The sequence below is a fragment of the Rhodococcoides fascians A44A genome, from assembly GCF_000760735.1.
Classification (GTDB): Bacteria; Actinomycetota; Actinomycetes; order Mycobacteriales; family Mycobacteriaceae; genus Rhodococcoides; species Rhodococcoides fascians_E.
On sequence record NZ_JMEX01000008.1, the window covers coordinates 1283275 to 1299782 of the forward strand.

Sequence of the window (16508 nt, forward strand, 5' to 3'; positions counted from 1 at the left end):
TCGAACCCCGAGTGCCAGGGTTCGACAAATAGAGGAAACTGATCCCTCGAGCTTCGTCACGCAACGGTCGTGACACAGGTCACTATGGGAGCAAGGTGTGTGAGCCCGCCACAATTCGACGGGCTTCGTAGAACGAGACTGGAGCGATGCAATGGCGTCACGCACCCACCTACCCGACGAGTCGGTGCCGGAGAATCAGATGGCCAACCGCGTCATGCGCAAGGTTGCGCTGCGGCTGATCCCGTTCCTCGGACTCGCGTACTTCCTCAACTACATCGACCGTACGAACATCTCGTTCGCGAAGCTGACGATGAGCGAGGACCTCGGCCTTACCGAGACGATGTACGGCTTGGCCAGCGGTCTTTTCTTCGTCGGCTACATACTCCTCGAGGTTCCGAGCAACTTGGCACTGCACAAGTTCGGCGCCAGGCGTTGGATCGCTCGCATCCTCGTCTCGTGGGGTCTGATCGCGGCCCTCATGGCGTTCGTTCCCAATGCGACCTGGCTCAACATCGCTCGCGTCGCCCTCGGTATCGCCGAGGCCGGCTTCTTCCCCGGCATCATGCTCTACCTGACGTTCTGGTTCCCGCGTGCAGTTCGAGTTCGACTGGTCGGTGTGTTCATGGTCGCCCTGCCGCTGTCGAGCGCGCTCGGCGCTCCGATTTCCGGCGCGATCATCCAGTACTGGCACGGTCTGTTCGGACTGGAGGGTTGGCGGGTGATGTTCCTCGTCGAGGGAATCCCGACGGTGCTGCTCGGCATCGCCGCGTGGTTCTACCTCACCGATCGCCCGCGGGACGCCAAATGGTTGACCGCGGACGAGCGCAACTGGCTGGACCGCCGTATCGAGACGGAACAGTCGCAGACCGCAACCACCGGCCACGTCTCGGTACGCGAATCTCTGCGCAACTCGACAGTCTGGCTTCTCGGACTGACGTACTTCGGCATCGGCTACGGTCTGTTCGCCATCAGCTTCTTCCTGCCCACGATCGTGGCTGGATTCGCGCAGCAGTTCGACACGACGTTCTCCATCGCCGAGAACGGCTTGATCGTCGCCGTGCCGTTCCTGATTGCCTCGGTATCGATGATTCTGTGGACTCGTCGCTCCGACCGTCTGCGCGAACGTATGTGGCACCTCATCGCACCGACCGCGCTTGCGACAGTCAGCGTTCCGGTAGCCATGTACATGAATTCGCCGTTCCTGACGATGGTCGTCATCACGATCACCGCTGTCGGTATCTTCTCTGCCCTCCCGATCTTCTGGTACCTGCCGACCACCTTCCTGACCGGCGCCGGAGCTGCCGCGGGCATCGCTCTGGTGAACACCATCGGCGCTTCCGCAGGGCTGGCCGCCCCGTACATGACCGGTTGGCTCCTCGACACGACCGGAAGTTCGAAGGCGGGACTGTGGGTCGTCGGCGGCTTCATGGCGATGTCCGTCGCCCTGCTGTTCGTCGTACGTAGGCGTCTGGTGGACAGCACGATGCAGAAGCACGACGAATCGGAGACGGCCGTCGTCTGATCCCGCGCCCCCATGAGTCGGCCGTCGCAGACGCTGTGACGGCCGGCTCTTTGTTCACACGTGCTCGGACACCAGAACTGCTGTGGTGTCGGCGTTCATGGCTTCGAAGATGTGGGGCGCGTCGCCGGGGTAGCTGATGTAGTCGCCCGGGTGGAGCTCGACGGGCTCGTCGGTGGGCCCCACGAGTGCTCGGCCGGCGGACAGGATCACGTGCTCGACGACGCCGGGTGAATGTGGGTCGGACCTTCGAGGCTCGCCGATCTGTGCGCTGACGAAATAGATGTCGCGGCGTGCGTTCGGTGGGCAGGAGGCGAGCAGCGTCGCTACGTAGTCGGCTGTGTCGGAGGAGAACTTCGGCCCGTCACCTGCTCGGATCAGCTGCACGCGTGGCTTCACCGGCTCGACCAGCCGAGCGAACGGGACGTTCAGTGCCACGCTCAGCGCCCACAGCGTTTCCACGCTGGGGTTGCCTGTTCCTGATTCGAGCTGGGACAAGGTCGACTTGGCTACTCCTGCGCGTCGGGCGAGCTCGGCCAGCGACAGTCCCATCCTCGTTCGTTCGCGGTGCAGTGACGCGGCGATAGCGGCGATCGGGGCGGACACAGTTGTTCACTCTATCGGTACAAGCGTCCATCTTGACGAACACCACACCTAGGGTTCATTATTCTGTCCATGCGTTCGATCTGGCGAACCCGCCGCGACATCGGTCTCGTCTGCCTCGCCGACGGCCTCGTCGGTGCGTCGTTCGGAGCCATCGCCGTCGGCGCAGGCCTTCCGATGTGGGTTCCCCTGGCGATGTCGGTACTGGTCTTCGCCGGTGCGGCCCAGTTCATCGTCGTCGGAGTGCTCGCAGCAGGGGGAAATCCGCTCGCCGCGATGGCCGGCGCACTACTGGTGAACGCGCGGCTGATCCCGCTCGGGTACTCCGTCGGAGATTCGTTGGGCGAAGTGTCCTGGCCTCGCAAGATCCTGGGGGCGCACCTCGTGACCGACGAAAGCGTGGCGTTCGCGGCCGCCGAGCCCGACCCCCAGCGTCGACGATCCACGTTCTGGTTGTGCGGCGTCGGCCTGTTCGTCGCGTGGAATATCGGCGTGCTGGGTGGGGCATTTCTCGGTGGCAGGATCACCGACACCGCTGCTCTCGGACTGGACGCAGCGTTTCCGGCGGTGCTCATCGCGCTCGTTGCTCCAGCACTCCGCGATCCACTCACGAGGAACACCGCTCTGCTCGGCGCGGTGATCGCCGTAGCCGCGGCGTTGATTCTGCCGCCGGGCCTGCCGGTGTTGCTCGCGCTGGCAGCGGTGGTGCCCGCGTTCGTCGCAACGAAGGCAACGGCATGAATTACGTGCTTCCCATGGTCGGGCTCGCGGCGGGAACCCTGGCGTTTCGGCTCGTCGGACCGTACCTCCGCAGCCGAACGACGATCTCGCCCCGCGTCGAGCGACTGGTGTCCATCGCGGTGGCCGTCATCTTCGTGGCGTTGATCGCGACGTCCGCACTGATCGTGGACTACGGGTTCGCCGGGTTCGCCTGCCCGGCCGGAGTGCTTGTCGCCGCGGTCCTTGCTTGGCGCACAGCATCGTTCGTGACGATCGTCGTGGCTGCTGCCGCGACGACAGCAACGCTCCGATGGTTCGGAGTTGCGTGATAATGGGCGCCATGAATCCCACCCCCACCGGCCTCCTCCGCGCCACCGCATCGGGCGTCGACGTGGAGATCATCCGCGAGATCACGTCCAGTCTCGACGACGTGTGGAGCAGCGCCACCGTTTCCGATCGGACGGCCCTGTGGTTCGGACCGTGGGAGCGGCTCGCGGACAATCGAATCCGCGTCCAGATGGTGTTCGAAGACGGCGAGCCGTGGATGGAGATGAACATCGACGCCTGCGAGCCACCGCGGCGACTTGCGGTCTCCACCACCGACGGATGGACGCTCGAACTCGTGCTGACCGGGGATGGTCCGATCACCACCGTCACCCTGATTCACCATCGCGAGAGCACCGACGGAGTCGGTGAGATCGGGCCCGGCTGGGAGTACTACCTCGACCTGCTGATCGCATCACGGACAGGCGCCGAGCTACCGACATTCGAGGAGTACTACCCCGCCCAGAAGGGGTACTACGAGTCGCTCACTCCCCGGTAGCGCCGCGAGGCAGCGATGATCCTGGCGATGCCGTCGGCGACGCGTGCGATCTCGTCGGCGCCGACCTCCTCGCCGACGGCGTCCGCCCAGGCATGCTGATCGTCTCGCAACGTGGCCACCGTCTCGCGCCCGCGCTCGGTCGGCTGCAGCAGCTTCGCCCGTCGATGCCGGGGATTGTCGACGTATTCCGCCCATCCCTTGTCGACGAGGATGTCCGCGGTGCGTTGCACACTCTGGCGTGCCAACCCCAGGCCGACGCGACGGGCGATCTCGGCTACGGCGAGAGGTTCGTCGAGGGTCGCGCCCAATACCTGCCACCAGGCAGGCGTCAGACCTGCGGGTGCTGCGATGTCCTGTGCAGCAGCGAGGAATTCACCGTTCAGCTCGAAGGCGGGAAGCACGATGGACGTCAACGCATCACCGGCGGGAGTTCTGGTCATGCCCCGGCCAACTGCTCGTAGTACCTCTTCTCGCCGGTCGTGTAGAGCCCGTACCAGGCGTCGATGATGCTCTGCGGGAACAGTTCCAACGCTTCGAACACAGCCTTGGCGAACTCGAGCGGCGCCGTTCCCGGAGCAGTGATCAGAGTGCCGTCGGCGACGGTGCGCTCGTCGCGGTACCGATCGGTGCCGGTGTACTGCTGTGCTGCCGTGAGGAATTCCGGAGCATTGCTCGTGTGCGGCCGGGAGTTCAACACGCCGAACCGTGCGAGCCCCAGCGTCGCACCGCAGATGCCGCCGACGGTGACGCCGCGGTCCAGCAAGTCCACGGCCAGGCCCAGAACCTTGTCGTGTCCTTCACCCCACGTGGCACCGCCGGGAAGAATCAACGCCGCGACATCCGCCGTGTCGAGATCCGCGAGGTCACCGTCAGGCAGGATCCTGATTCCGCCGAGGCTGGTGACCTGTCGGCCACCGTCGGACAGGACCCGCAGGCGGTAGCGCTCGTCGCCCTGCTCGTTGGCCATGGCAATGCCGGCGACGAGATACGAATACTCCCAGTCCGCCATCGTGTCGGTCGCGTAGAGAACGATGTTCTTCGGCATGACTACCTCCGTGATCGACAGTGTCCTGTCAACCTACGGCCATGACAGGACACTGTCAACGGCGCCCGCGGGACGCCGTCTCCAGGTACACGCAACTACACACGGGCATACTGGAGTCATGGTCGTCCGCGCTCGCTGGCCCAAGAGCCTCCCGCTGCAGCCGCTTCCCTCCGAATCATGGGCAAAACAAGAGCCCACGTGGAAGGGTGCCAATCCCCAAGTCATCGAATCGGCGTTGAAGCGAGCCAAGACCCGGCCGTCGGGTAACTGGTTCGTCTTCGCCGCGAGCCGCGATGTCGGGACCAAGGAACCTTTCGGCAGGACAGTCGGCGGAATGGAGCTGGTGGCCTGGCGCGACGAGAACCGCGGCATTCACATCGCACCCGGATCCTGCCCGCACCTCGGTGCGCCGCTCGACAAGGCGAAGATCGAGTGCGACACCCTCATCTGCCTCTGGCACGGCATGCCACTCGGACCGAAGGGACGCCCCGGCTGGCGCCCCTTCCCTGCCTTCGACGACGGCATCCTCGTCTGGGTTCGCCTCGACGACCTCGGCGGTGAAGAACCCACGGATGCGCCCCTCGTACCCGTCCGGCCGCCCGCCGCCACGAGCGTCGACGCCGTGATCACCCTGACCGGCATCTGCGAGCCCGACGACGTCGTCGCCAACCGACTCGACCCGTGGCACGGTGCGTGGTTCCACCCGTACTCGTTCGCCCGCCTCCGCGTACTCGACGCCCCCACCGACATCGACGTCCCCGATGAGGACGACCGCTTCCTCGTCGACGTCACCTTCCGCGTCAGCCGCGGCGTCGGCGTCCCGGTGACAGCCGAATTCGTCTGCCCGGGCCCACGCACCATCGTCATGCGCATCGTCGACGGCGAGGGCGCCGGCAGCGTCGTCGAAACCCACGCGACCCCGATTGGCCCCGGCCCCGACGGCAAGCCCCGCACCGCCGTCATCGAAGCCACCGTCGCCAGTTCCGACCGCAAGGGCTTCCGGATTGCCCGACGCGTGGCGCCGTTGTTGCGTCCGCCGATGGGCTGGACAGCCGCCAGGCTGTGGAAAGACGACCTCGATTACGCAGAGCGTCGCTACATGCTCCGGTCGAAGGGGCTCTGACGAAAGACTGAACTACGACGAGGTCGGCGCCACGCGTTCCGGGATCTTGCCCGACGGCTATCACCACGTCCGTCGACGTGAACTGATCGGCTCGGGACGCACCGCCTTCGACGCTGCAGCTGACACGCTGATGACCTGGGAGATGCACCGGCAATCGTTGCCTCGGGTGCGGCCGTCTCGTGGTCGGGTGGAAGTCGGGTCGACGGTGTCGATGGTCACGGGGTTCAGGTGTGAGGTCGTCTACGTTGTGGACGAGCCCGACCGCATCGGCTTCGCCTACGGAACCTTGGGCGGCCACCCCGAATGCGGCGAAGAGTCTTTCCTGGTCGAGTTCGACGCCGGCGATGTCTACGTCGTGATCACAGCCTTCTCCCGGCCCGGGACCTGGTACGCGCAGCTGGCCGGTCCGGTGGGTCGTTGGGCGCAGCAGCGGATCACCGATCGCTACGTCGCGGCGCTTCGCCGTTGAGCGTCGCTCAGACGACGCGCGCGATTTTGTCGAAAACTCGGTATCGCCCGCGGGTCGGGACGGTCCAGATGTCGTGCCCGGCGAGGCCCCAGCTCTGCAGCAGGGTGTTGGCGGCGTGCAGACCGGTGGTTGCGGCGCGTTCCATGAGGGCGACCGGCAGGTCGATGCGGATTCCGTCGCCGGCCAGCACGAGTCCAGGTTCGGGCGTACGCACCGTCGGCCTCCGGGCGAAATCACCCAGGCCGAACAACGGACAGTCGTTGCGCCATTCCGACCGAGCCGCGATCACGGTGGCATCCCGGGTTTCCGGATAGATCTCGTGCATCCGCGCCATCAACTGTTCGCGCGTGACGTCCTCGGATTCGGTTGCTGCGTAGGCGTGCAACTCGACGACGGATCCGCCGGTGCGGGAGGCCCACTCCGCTGCTTCGTCCTCGAATCGTTCGAGGACGCTGATGTTGTCGATGGGCGGCATTCCACCGGTGCCGATGAACGGTGGACGGTCTGCGTCGACCGGCTTGTCGAGCCAGACTCGGTGTACGAGGAAGGGCGGAGTGTTCTGCAACGCTGCGACATCCTCGCGCCATTCGTCGGTGCCGAGTGAGCCGACGAGACTCTGCAGCCCCTTGATGTCGGCAGCCAGGACGACACCGTCGAACTTCTCGCCGTCGACGGAGAATCCGCGTTCGATCGACGACACCGACGTGCCCATCCGGAAACCGACTCCGAGCCCACGCAGGTACTCGCCCAACGGTTCCCACAGAGTCTGCGGGTACGGGCCGGTAGGCACGTCGAACACGAGCCCCTCGGACGAGCCGAGGAAGTACAGGTGGAACATCATCGCCAGCTCGGCGGCCGACATCTCCTCGGGATCGGCGAAGAAGCTCCGCGAGAACACTCCGAAGGCCAGGTGCCGTGCAGCCTCGGGGAAGTTGATGCGTCGCAGGAATTCTGCTGCCGGGACCTCGTCGAGCTGCTCGTACGTCCCGGGAACGCTCACGGTCATGAGCGGCAGCGCGGCAATACCGTTCAGCGCCTTGAGGTCCCGCCACCGGAACGTCGGACTCTTCCCGACGAAGGCGACGGCGTTCAGCCCCGGCGTCGACGGCAGGCCTTTGAATCCGTCGATTCGGCCGTCCGCGTCGATCAGCGGGTAGTCCTCGACGGCATGCAGGCGCTGCAGACCCGGATCGGTGCGCTTCAACACATTGCGGAGGTTGTAGTACTGCCGGAAGAACGCGTGGAAGCCTCTGCTCATGGTGGCCGTCGAACCGTCGTCCAACGTGGTGGACCATCCGCCGACGCGGCCGCCGAGGAAGTTCTCCTTCTCGAAGACCTCCACGGACACACCACGTTCCGCCAGAGCAGCTGCCGCCGACAGTCCGGCGATACCGCCGCCGACCACCGCGACGCGCGGAACCGACGCCAACGACGACGCCGACGCGTACCCCGGCGCCGCTGGATGCAGAACGCTCTTCTTGTCAATCACGTGGCCGCGCCCCCAGGAAGGTGTGCACGATGCCGTTCTGCCACCCCGTCATCGTTTCGGTGTCGAGCGAGGTGAACCCTGCGTGCTGCATGCGTCGAGCGAATTCCGAGACACCGTCGAAACTGGTGACACTGCGCCACAGGTGGCGGTAGAGCGTGAAGTCGCGGGTCGCGGCGTACCCGAGCGGGATGATGATGGCCCAGCAGACCAGCGTCCAGACGATCTTCGCGCGCAGCGACTCCTTGACCGAGTACTCGTGGAACGCAATGGACGATCCTGGCTTCAGCAGGGACAGCAACGACCCGAGAACGGCGTCCGGATCACCCACGTTCCGAACCAGATACGCCGCCAGAATCCCGTCGAAGGGCCCTTCGACGCCGTGGGAGGCAAGGTCCTCGACCCGCGAGTGAACAAATGTGACGTTCGATGGCCACTGCTTGCTCCGCGCCACCTCGAGCATCTCCGACGACGCATCGGCCGCGATGATCTCCGCATGAGGCGCGGCCTTCAGCAGCGCAGCTGTGGAAGCACCAGTGCCGCAGCCTATGTCGAGCAGACGCAGACCGGCGCCGAGCCCGGGAAGCCGCAGCCGCTCGGCCGACTTCGCGAGATGCGCGTGGTAACCGGGGTTGGCTCCGACGAGCCGGTCGTACGATTTCGCGTCCTGATCGAACGCGCTGGGTACCTGGTCACGGGGCAGACCCCGTCGGCCTACGCTCACCAGCCACCACCGTTGACGACCCGAGCAGACGGGCCTCCCTCGATCGAGACGATGTCGCCCTGATGCAGCTGCCGGCCGCGACGAAGATCCACCTCACCGTTGACGCTGACCACCCCGTCGGCGATGAAGCTCTTCGCTTCGGCGCCGGATTCGATCAGGTTCGCGAGCTTCAGGAATTGCCCGAGCCGAATCGACTCGTCTCTGATCGGTACGTCCACTGCATCAGCCATGCCCCCATCTTGACTCATGCGGGAGCGAAGCGCCGCAATCGCAGACTGTTGGTCACCACGAACACCGAAGAGAAGGCCATTGCCGCACCCGCAAGCATGGGGTTGAGCAGGCCCGCAGCCGCCAGCGGAATGGCCGCGACGTTGTACGCGAACGCCCAGAACAGGTTGCCCTTGATCGTCGCGAGAGTCTTTCGCGACAACCTGATGGCGTCGCCGACGGCTCGGAGGTCCCCGCGCACCAGCGTCAGGTCGCTTGCCTCGATGGCGACGTCGGTGCCGGTACCCAAGGACAGCCCCAGGTCGGCGGTGGCCAACGCGGCGGCGTCGTTGATGCCGTCACCGACCATCGCCACGACCCGGCCCTCGGACTGCAGCTGCGCGACGACGTCGACCTTTCCCTGCGGGAGCACTCCGGCGAAGACTTCCTCGATCCCGACGTCGGCCGCGATCTTCCTCGCGGCCGCCTCGTTGTCACCGGTCAGCATCACCGGGGTCAGTCCGAGTTCACGCAGTTCCGCGACCGCCTGCTTCGACGTGGGCTTCACCGAGTCGGCGACGACGAGCACTCCGCGCGCCTGTCCGTCCCACCCGACCGCGACAGCGGTGCGGCCGTCGCGTTCGGCGTCGGCGAAGGCCGCGGCAAGTTCCGCGGGAAGGGTCATGGACCACTCCGCCAGCAACGAGGCACGCCCCAGAACCACGGCCCGACCGTCGACGATTCCCGTCACGCCGAGGCCGGGCACGGCCGCGAAGTTCTCGACGTCCGGCACCGAGCCGCTGCGGCGGGCGGCGTCGGCGATGGCTTTGCCGATGGGATGCTCCGAGCCTGCCTCCAGAGCCCCGGCCACGAGAAGCAGCTCGTCGTTCTCGGGAGTCACCGAGAGCAAGGACATCTGGCCGGTGGTGACGGTGCCGGTCTTGTCGAGTACGACGGTGTCGATGCGTTTGGTGGACTCCAGGATTTCCGGTCCCTTGATCAAGATGCCCAGCTGTGCGGCGCGGCCGGTCCCGACCATCAGTGCCGTCGGCGTCGCGAGGCCGAGCGCGCACGGGCACGCGATGATCAGAACGGCGACGGTAGCCGTGAAGGCCGCGGCGACGGATCCGCCGGTGCCGAGCCAGAATCCGAGTGTGCCGGCGGCGATCGCGATGACGATCGGAACGAAGATTCCCGAGATCCGGTCGGCGAGCTTCTGCGCCTGCGCTTTCCCGGTCTGCGCGTCTTCGACGAGCTTGGCCATCTGGGCCAGCTGGGTGTCCGAGCCGACGCGGGTGGCCGTCACGACCAACCGGCCGCCGACGTTCACCGTCGCACCGACGACCGTGTCGCCCGGCGACACCTCCACCGGAACCGACTCACCGGTCACCATCGATGCGTCGACGGCGGAGGATCCGGATTCGACGGTTCCGTCCGTCGCGATCTTCTCGCCCGGCCGGACCACGAACGTGTCGCCCACCGCGAGATCGTCGATGGGAAACTGCTTCTCGACGCCGTCGCGCAGCACCGTCACGTCCTTGGCACCGAGATCGAGCAGGGCGCGCAACGCTGCACCTGCCCGGCGCTTGGACCGAGACTCGAAGTACCGGCCGGCCAGAATGAACGTGGTGACGCCTGCTGCGACCTCGAGATAGATGTTGGCCGAGCCGTCCATCCGGTCGATGGTGAGCTCGAACGGGTGCTTCATGCCGGGAACGCCCGCGGCGCCGAAGAACAGTGCGTACAGCGACCATCCCAGCGCAGCCAGCGTTCCCATGGACACGAGGGTGTCCATGGTCGATGTGCCGTGCCGCAGGTTCGTCCACGCGGACTTGTGGAAGGGATAGGCACCCCACACGACGACCGGTGCCGCCAGCGTCAGCGACAACCATTGCCAGTTGGTGAACTGCAGAGCCGGAATCATCGCCATCGCGATCACCGGCACCGACAGAACCGCCGAGACGATCAGACGCTGCTTCAGCGGATCCGTCTCGGGCGTGGAGTCCGGGTCGGCAGCGGGGAGTGTCGCGGTGTACCCCGCGGCCTCGACAGCGCCGATCAGATCCTCGACGGGCACGCCGTCGGACCGAACACGCGCTTTCTCGGTCGCGTAGTTCACCGTCGCGGTCACGCCGTCGAGCTTGTTGAGTTTTCGCTCGATTCTGTTGGCGCACGACGCGCACGTCATGCCGCCCAGAATCAACTCCGTCTCACTCATGGTCCACCTGCGCGTGTTCGTGACTCGTAGGTGCCTCACCGACAGGGCCGACCGCTCCGCCGATCAGGAATGCGGCAAAGAACACCAGTGTGATTCCGAGTACGAAGCCTGCCAGTTTGATCGTCGTGTTCACGCGAAGCACCTCTTTCGTCTCACCCGTTCTACCATACCCCCCTAGGGTATCGGGAGGTCTCGATCCGGTCACGGTGTAACGCGGGGTACCTCCGCGGCGACTTCCGTGTAGCCACCGCGTAGTGCAGCGGCGGTGTAATCGGTTCGGGGAACAACTGATTGGGAAGCCATGTCTCTACGCGTTTCGAATCGCAGACCTGCGAATCGTCGACGGCTCGTCACCAGCGCCGTTGCGTTCGTATCTCTGGGCGCCCTGGCCGTCGGTGCCGCCGTCCTCACCACCGACAAGCTGACGTCGTCGGACGCCGATGTCGAGCTCGCATCGACCGCCACCTGCTACGACATGGTCAGCATCGCCGTCGGTGGCCGAGGCGACTCGCCCGAGGCCGGCAAGACCAAGATGCTCGAAACCCCCACCGGAACGCGACTGCCCGCAGCGCTCGCCGGTGACTTCGAGAGCGACTGGATCGACCAGATGGTCGGCGCTCCCAACGGCCAGGTGAAGGACGGCTCCTACGCAGCCGTCTACATCGAGTACCCGGCCAACATGGCCACCTACGAATCCTCGGTCGAGACCGGCGTCGCGAACACCAAGACGGTCATGAACGCCATCGCCGCGTCGTGCCCCAAGACCCGCTTCGCCATCGTCGGCTACAGCGAAGGCGCCGACGTCACGCGTCGCGCAGCGATGGAGATCGGCAACCAGCAGGCCGACACCAACGGCAAGTTCGGCATTGTCGACCCGGGCAACGTGGTCGGTGTCGTCATTCTCGCCGATGCAGGCCGCAAGGACGGCGAGACCGCATTCCCCGGTTCCGCGTCGGGCACCAACCCCGACGGCTTCGACACCAAGTACCAGAACGGCTCCGGCCCCGCCGGCGCCGGCGCTCTACCGTCCACGCAGGGCAGCTTCGGTGTACTCGAGGGCCGCGTCGCCTCGTTCTGCTCGCAGGGCGACCTGACGTGCGCGATGCCCAAGAACACCTCGCTGCTGCACCTGGCCGCCAACGTCGGACGCCAACTCGACGTCGATGCCATCCAGCGCGACAACACCCTGACCCCCGCCACCGGCGCCGACCTCGCCATGGTCCTCGGCAAGATCGCCGTCGCCGCCTTCGCCGACATCACCAGCCAGGACAACTGGCTCGCCGGCGACGAGACATTCCTCGACGTGCTCATCAAGGTCTCCGAGCCCGGCTACAAGCCGGCCGACCCGACCACCAAGGTCGCCGCGAAGCCCGAAACGGACGAGAACGGCGAACCGCTGCCCGCCGAGAGCGCAGTCAACCTCGCCTACCTGCCGTCGAAGATCGCCAAGGAAATCATCGGCTTCATCGGATCCAACACCGACACCATCCCCGTCGCGATGAACGATCCGTACGGTCAGACCCTCGGACCGGGCTCGGGACACCACTTCGACTACTGGCGTGACGCCGACAACGCCAACGGCAAGCCGCTGACCTCGGCCGAATACGCAGCCGCATGGCTGACCCAGCTCGCCAAGGACGCCCAGGCCGGCAAGCCCATCAAGTCCAAGGAAGTTCAGGAGCAGGCCCGCCTGACCGTTCTGTCCGCCACCGCGACCCCCACCACGACCGCGCCGACGAGCACCTCCACAGCTGCTCCCGTCGTCGCCCCCTACGTCGCACCTGTGGTCCCGGAGGTTGGCGTTCCCGCCCCGATCGTCGACCCGGCCGCTCCCGTCGATCCGAACCTGACCGCAGTACCTCTCGTACCCGCTCCCGACGCCGCAGGCGCAGTCGTCGACGGCTCGGTCGTCACCACCCCACCCGCTGCCACCTCAGCAGCCCCGACCACCACAGCCGTCCCCACCACCACCGTCGTACCGGCTGGGTAGTCGTACTCCCTTTCCCATTCGGAGCGAAAGCGCCGTTCGGTCAGTCTGACTGACCGAACGGCGCTTTCGGTCTTCCAAGGGAACTGTCCGGGAAAGGTCCGGACCGATCAGGAATCGAGAAGTGTCCGACGCCGAGGCCTACTAGCGTCTTTCCACATGAACATCACCATTCATTCCTCGTTCCTTCCCCATGACGATGCCGATGCGGCGCTGGGGTTCTATCGCGATCTCCTCGGTTTCGAGGTGCGCCTGGATGTCGGGTACGACGGCATGCGCTGGCTCACCGTCGGGCCTGTCGGACAGCCGGACACGGCGATTGTCCTGACGCCACCTGCGGTCGATCCCGGTATCACCGACGACGAGAAGAAAACCATCCTGGAGATGATGGCGAAGGGCACATACGCGGGCCTGCAGTTGGCGACGCCCGACCTGGATGCCACGTTCGACGCGTTGCAGGCCGGGGGCGCCGACATCGTGCAGGAGCCCATCGATCAGCCGTACGGTCTTCGCGATTGCGCCGTCCGCGACCCTGCAGGGAATCTGCTGCGTATCCAACAGGCCCGCAGCTGACGAACATGCTTGAATTCGCATGATTGGATGCCAGTCCCCCCGAGAAACGGAGATGTCCTGATGGCCCGACGCGCCAGTTCGACGACCGAGGTCCACAAGGCCGACAGCCACGATCTGATCCGTGTGCAGGGCGCGAGGGTGAACAACCTCCGTGACATCAGCGTCGAGATCCCCAAGCGCCGGTTGACGGTGTTCACCGGCGTTTCGGGGTCCGGCAAGTCGTCGTTGGTGTTCTCCACGATCGCCGCGGAATCCCAGCGGATGATCAACGAGACGTACAGCGCGTTCGTGCAGGGGTTCATGCCGTCGCTCGCGCGGCCGGACGTCGACGTGCTCGACGGGTTGACCACCGCCATCATCGTCGACCAGCAGCGAATGGGTGCCAATCCGCACTCGACCGTCGGCACCGCCACCGATGCGAATGCGATGCTGCGAATCCTGTTCAGCCGCGTCGGAAAGCCCTACATCGGTTCGGCTCAGGCATTTTCGTTCAACGTCGCATCGGCGTCCGGGGCGGGCGCGGTGAAGGTCGAGAAGGGCGGGCGTCAGACCACCGAGAAGCGGACCTTCTCGATCACCGGCGGCATGTGCCTGCGCTGCGAGGGGCGCGGATCGGTCAGCGACATCGACCTGACCGCTCTGTACGACGACAGCAAGTCTCTCAACGAGTCCGCCATCACCATCCCCGGCTACAGCATGGACGGCTGGTACGGCCGGATCTTTCGCGGCAGTGGATACTTCGACCCGGACAAGCCGATTGCCAAGTACAACAAGAAGGAACTGAACGACCTTCTGTACCGCGAGCCGACGAAGATCAAGGTCGAGGGCATCAACATCACCTACCTCGGGCTGGTCCCGCAAATGCAGAAATCCATGCTGTCCAAGGACGTCGACGCGATGCAGCCGCACATTCGTGCCTTCGTCGAACGCGCCGTGACGTTCCAGACTTGTCCCGAATGCGACGGTACCCGCCTGAACGAGGGCGCTCGGTCCTCGAAGATCAAGGGAATCTCCATCGCCGACGCCTGTTCCATGCAGATCAGCGACCTCGCCGCCTGGGTCAGCGGTCTGAAGGAGCCGTCGGTGGCGCCGCTGCTCGAATCTCTGCGGGAAACGTTGGAGTCGTTCGTGCAGATCGGGCTGGGCTACCTGTCCCTGGAACGGCCCGCCGGAACCCTGTCCGGCGGCGAGGCCCAGCGCACCAAGATGATTCGCCATCTCGGATCGTCGCTCACCGACGTCACCTACGTGTTCGACGAACCGACGACAGGCCTACACCCCCACGACATCGAGAACATGAACCAGCTCCTTCTGCAGTTGCGAGACAAGGGGAACACGGTTCTGGTCGTCGAGCACAAGCCGGAAACCATCGTCATCGCGGACCACATCGTCGACATCGGCCCCGGCGCCGGGACCAACGGCGGTCAGATCTGCTTCGAGGGGTCCGTCGACGACCTCCGCACGAGCGACACCGTCACCGGCCACCACTTCGACGACCGTGCGGCGGTGAAAGATTCGGTACGCGAGTACTCCGAGGTCATCGAGATCCGCGGTGCGGACTCGCACAACTTGCAGAGCGTCGACGTCGACGTGCCCCTGGGCATCCTCGTCGTCGTGACCGGCGTAGCCGGCTCCGGCAAGAGTTCACTGATACACGGCTCGCTCGGCGAACTCGACGACGTCGTCGCGGTCGACCAAGGTGCCATCCGCGGGTCCCGTCGTAGCAATCCTGCGACGTACACCGGCCTGCTCGAGCCGATCCGCAAAGCGTTCGCGAAGGAGAACGGCGTCAAACCTGCTCTGTTCTCGGCCAATTCGGAGGGTGCGTGCCAGGTCTGCAACGGTAACGGCGTCATCTACTCGGATCTCGCGATGATGGCGGGCGTCGCCACGATGTGCGAGGAGTGCGAAGGAAAGCGGTTCCAGGCGTCGGTGCTCGAATATCACCTCGGCGGTAAGAACATCAGCGAAGTGCTCGCCATGTCCGTGGCGCAGGCCGAGGACTTCTTCGGCAACGAGGTGAAACTGCTTGCTGCTCACAAGATTCTGGTCCGGCTCGCCGACGTCGGCCTGGGCTACATCAAGCTCGGCCAGCCCCTGACGACCCTGTCCGGCGGTGAACGCCAACGCCTCAAGCTGGCCGTCCACATGGCCGACAAGGGCGGAATCTACGTCCTCGACGAGCCGACCACGGGACTACACCTCGCCGACGTCGAGCAATTGCTCGGACTGCTCGATCGCCTGGTCGAGTCCGGTAAATCCGTCATCGTCATCGAACATCACCAGGCCGTGATGGCCCACGCCGACTGGATCATCGACCTCGGCCCCGGTGCAGGCCACGACGGCGGCCGCGTCGTGTTCGAGGGAACGCCTGCTGATCTCGTCGCCGACGGTTCGACGCTCACCGGGCAGCACCTGGCTGCCTACGTGGGGAGCTGACGGCACGCCCGGTTTCGGGGCAGAATCGAGCGCATGACGACACTGTTGTTCGTACACGGCGCCGGTGGTTTCCTGGAGGACAGATCGATGGCCGACGCCCTTGCGGGGGCGTCGGGTGTCGACGTGGACATGCCCGAGTTCTCCGACGAGGACATGTCTTTCGAAGCATGGGCGCGTCCACTGCGAGCTCGATTGGAATCGCTGGACCCGTCCGACATCCTCGTGGCGCACTCGTTCGGTGCGTCCGTATTACTACGCGTCCTCGCGAAGCGGGAGTGGGGCTTCCGTGAGCCGGCCACCCTTCTGGCCATGCCGGATTGGGGGGTCGGCGGGTGGGACGTTCCCGAATACGCGTTCGACGGACCCGAGCCCACTACCTCTCTGGCGCTTCATCATTGCCGCGACGACGAGGTGGTCCCGTTCGAGCACCTGGCGTCGAACGCGGCGTTGTTGCCGTCCGCTCGCATCGTGGAGCACCCGTCGGGCGGTCACCAGTTCCACGGAGCGGGTAGGTCGACGATGTAGTTCGAACATATGTTCAACAATTTGTGGTTTTCGGGTTATGGTGGAGT

At 65.5% G+C, this 16508-nt stretch carries 18 protein-coding genes; 10 read left to right on the forward strand and 8 right to left on the reverse strand.

All coding sequences use genetic code 11. The features are described from left to right. The first annotated feature begins 151 nt into the window (after positions 1-151). Positions 152-1522 carry an MFS transporter gene (locus BH95_RS18425; protein ID WP_019667028.1) on the forward strand — a complete coding sequence of 457 codons (1371 nt, stop codon included), beginning with the start codon at positions 152-154 and terminating at the stop codon, positions 1520-1522. A gap of 54 nt (positions 1523-1576) precedes the next feature. Here BH95_RS18425 and BH95_RS18430 read toward each other — a convergent pair whose 3' ends face one another. Next, positions 1577-2125, reverse strand: a complete 549-nt coding sequence (locus tag BH95_RS18430; RefSeq protein WP_019667027.1) for a helix-turn-helix domain-containing protein — start codon at positions 2123-2125, stop codon at positions 1577-1579. Between the two features lie 69 nt (positions 2126-2194). Between BH95_RS18430 and BH95_RS18435 the strand changes: the two genes are divergently transcribed. The 3 genes from BH95_RS18435 to BH95_RS18445 are packed head-to-tail and all read left to right on the forward strand — an operon-like array spanning position 2195 to position 3665. Continuing rightward, positions 2195-2863 carry an AzlC family ABC transporter permease gene (locus tag BH95_RS18435; RefSeq protein ID WP_019667026.1) on the forward strand — a complete coding sequence of 223 codons (669 nt, stop codon included), beginning with the start codon at positions 2195-2197 and terminating at the stop codon, positions 2861-2863. Continuing rightward, a complete protein-coding gene (locus BH95_RS18440; RefSeq protein ID WP_019667025.1) occupies positions 2860-3171 on the forward strand; it encodes an AzlD domain-containing protein in 312 nt (103 codons plus the stop codon). Before BH95_RS18435 ends, BH95_RS18440 begins: the two co-directional genes overlap by 4 nt. Before the next feature lie 11 nt (positions 3172-3182). After that, complete coding sequence (locus tag BH95_RS18445) at positions 3183-3665, forward strand: SRPBCC domain-containing protein (protein WP_347876817.1); 483 nt, start codon at positions 3183-3185, stop codon at positions 3663-3665. Here the strand turns inward: BH95_RS18445 and BH95_RS18450 are convergent. Both BH95_RS18450 and BH95_RS18455 read right to left on the reverse strand, forming a co-directional pair. Continuing rightward, positions 3641-4105 (reverse strand): MarR family winged helix-turn-helix transcriptional regulator, encoded by a 465-nt coding sequence (locus BH95_RS18450; RefSeq protein ID WP_033189393.1) that lies wholly within the window; start codon positions 4103-4105, stop codon positions 3641-3643. The two genes, BH95_RS18445 and BH95_RS18450, sit on opposite strands and share 25 nt — an antisense overlap. After that, positions 4102-4710 carry a DJ-1/PfpI family protein gene (locus BH95_RS18455; protein WP_037183448.1) on the reverse strand — a complete coding sequence of 203 codons (609 nt, stop codon included), beginning with the start codon at positions 4708-4710 and terminating at the stop codon, positions 4102-4104. The genes BH95_RS18450 and BH95_RS18455 overlap by 4 nt, the downstream gene beginning before the upstream one ends. Before the next feature lie 118 nt (positions 4711-4828). On the opposite strand from BH95_RS18455, the gene BH95_RS18460 reads away from it, so the two are divergent. After that, positions 4829-5833 carry a DUF5914 domain-containing protein gene (locus BH95_RS18460; RefSeq protein ID WP_019667021.1) on the forward strand — a complete coding sequence of 335 codons (1005 nt, stop codon included), beginning with the start codon at positions 4829-4831 and terminating at the stop codon, positions 5831-5833. A gap of 7 nt (positions 5834-5840) precedes the next feature. Next, positions 5841-6302: a DUF1990 family protein gene (locus BH95_RS18465; RefSeq protein ID WP_080733885.1), complete on the forward strand. Its 462-nt coding sequence runs from the start codon at positions 5841-5843 to the stop codon at positions 6300-6302. A 7-nt stretch (positions 6303-6309) separates the two neighbouring features. Here BH95_RS18465 and BH95_RS18470 read toward each other — a convergent pair whose 3' ends face one another. The 5 genes from BH95_RS18470 to BH95_RS29100 are packed head-to-tail and all read right to left on the reverse strand — an operon-like array spanning position 6310 to position 11070. Further along, on the reverse strand, positions 6310-7791 hold the full coding sequence (locus BH95_RS18470) for an FAD-dependent oxidoreductase (RefSeq protein ID WP_037183451.1): 1482 nt from the start codon (positions 7789-7791) through the stop codon (positions 6310-6312). Continuing rightward, positions 7784-8512 carry a class I SAM-dependent methyltransferase gene (locus BH95_RS18475; protein ID WP_019667018.1) on the reverse strand — a complete coding sequence of 243 codons (729 nt, stop codon included), beginning with the start codon at positions 8510-8512 and terminating at the stop codon, positions 7784-7786. The genes BH95_RS18470 and BH95_RS18475 overlap by 8 nt, the downstream gene beginning before the upstream one ends. Then, positions 8509-8742 carry an RNA-binding S4 domain-containing protein gene (locus tag BH95_RS18480; RefSeq protein WP_019667017.1) on the reverse strand — a complete coding sequence of 78 codons (234 nt, stop codon included), beginning with the start codon at positions 8740-8742 and terminating at the stop codon, positions 8509-8511. The genes BH95_RS18475 and BH95_RS18480 overlap by 4 nt, the downstream gene beginning before the upstream one ends. A 14-nt stretch (positions 8743-8756) precedes the next feature. After that, positions 8757-10937 carry a heavy metal translocating P-type ATPase gene (locus tag BH95_RS18485; RefSeq protein ID WP_037183454.1) on the reverse strand — a complete coding sequence of 727 codons (2181 nt, stop codon included), beginning with the start codon at positions 10935-10937 and terminating at the stop codon, positions 8757-8759. Beyond that, positions 10930-11070, reverse strand: a complete 141-nt coding sequence (locus BH95_RS29100; protein WP_167336905.1) for a hypothetical protein — start codon at positions 11068-11070, stop codon at positions 10930-10932. Before BH95_RS29100 ends, BH95_RS18485 begins: the two co-directional genes overlap by 8 nt. 168 nt (positions 11071-11238) lie before the next feature. On the opposite strand from BH95_RS29100, the gene BH95_RS18490 reads away from it, so the two are divergent. The 4 genes from BH95_RS18490 (at position 11239) to BH95_RS18505 (ending at position 16461) form a co-directional block, all read left to right on the forward strand. Further along, positions 11239-12927, forward strand: a complete 1689-nt coding sequence (locus tag BH95_RS18490; RefSeq protein ID WP_033189396.1) for a cutinase family protein — start codon at positions 11239-11241, stop codon at positions 12925-12927. Positions 12928-13083: 156 nt separating this feature from the next. Then, the gene (locus BH95_RS18495; RefSeq protein WP_019667013.1) at positions 13084-13497 is read left to right on the forward strand and encodes a VOC family protein; all 414 of its coding nucleotides are present in this window, start codon (positions 13084-13086) and stop codon (positions 13495-13497) included. Between the two features lie 60 nt (positions 13498-13557). Continuing rightward, positions 13558-15936 (forward strand): ATP-binding cassette domain-containing protein, encoded by a 2379-nt coding sequence (locus tag BH95_RS18500; protein ID WP_037183457.1) that lies wholly within the window; start codon positions 13558-13560, stop codon positions 15934-15936. Positions 15937-15969: 33 nt separating this feature from the next. Then, positions 15970-16461: an alpha/beta fold hydrolase gene (locus BH95_RS18505; RefSeq protein ID WP_037183460.1), complete on the forward strand. Its 492-nt coding sequence runs from the start codon at positions 15970-15972 to the stop codon at positions 16459-16461. Positions 16462-16508: the final 47 nt, after the last annotated feature.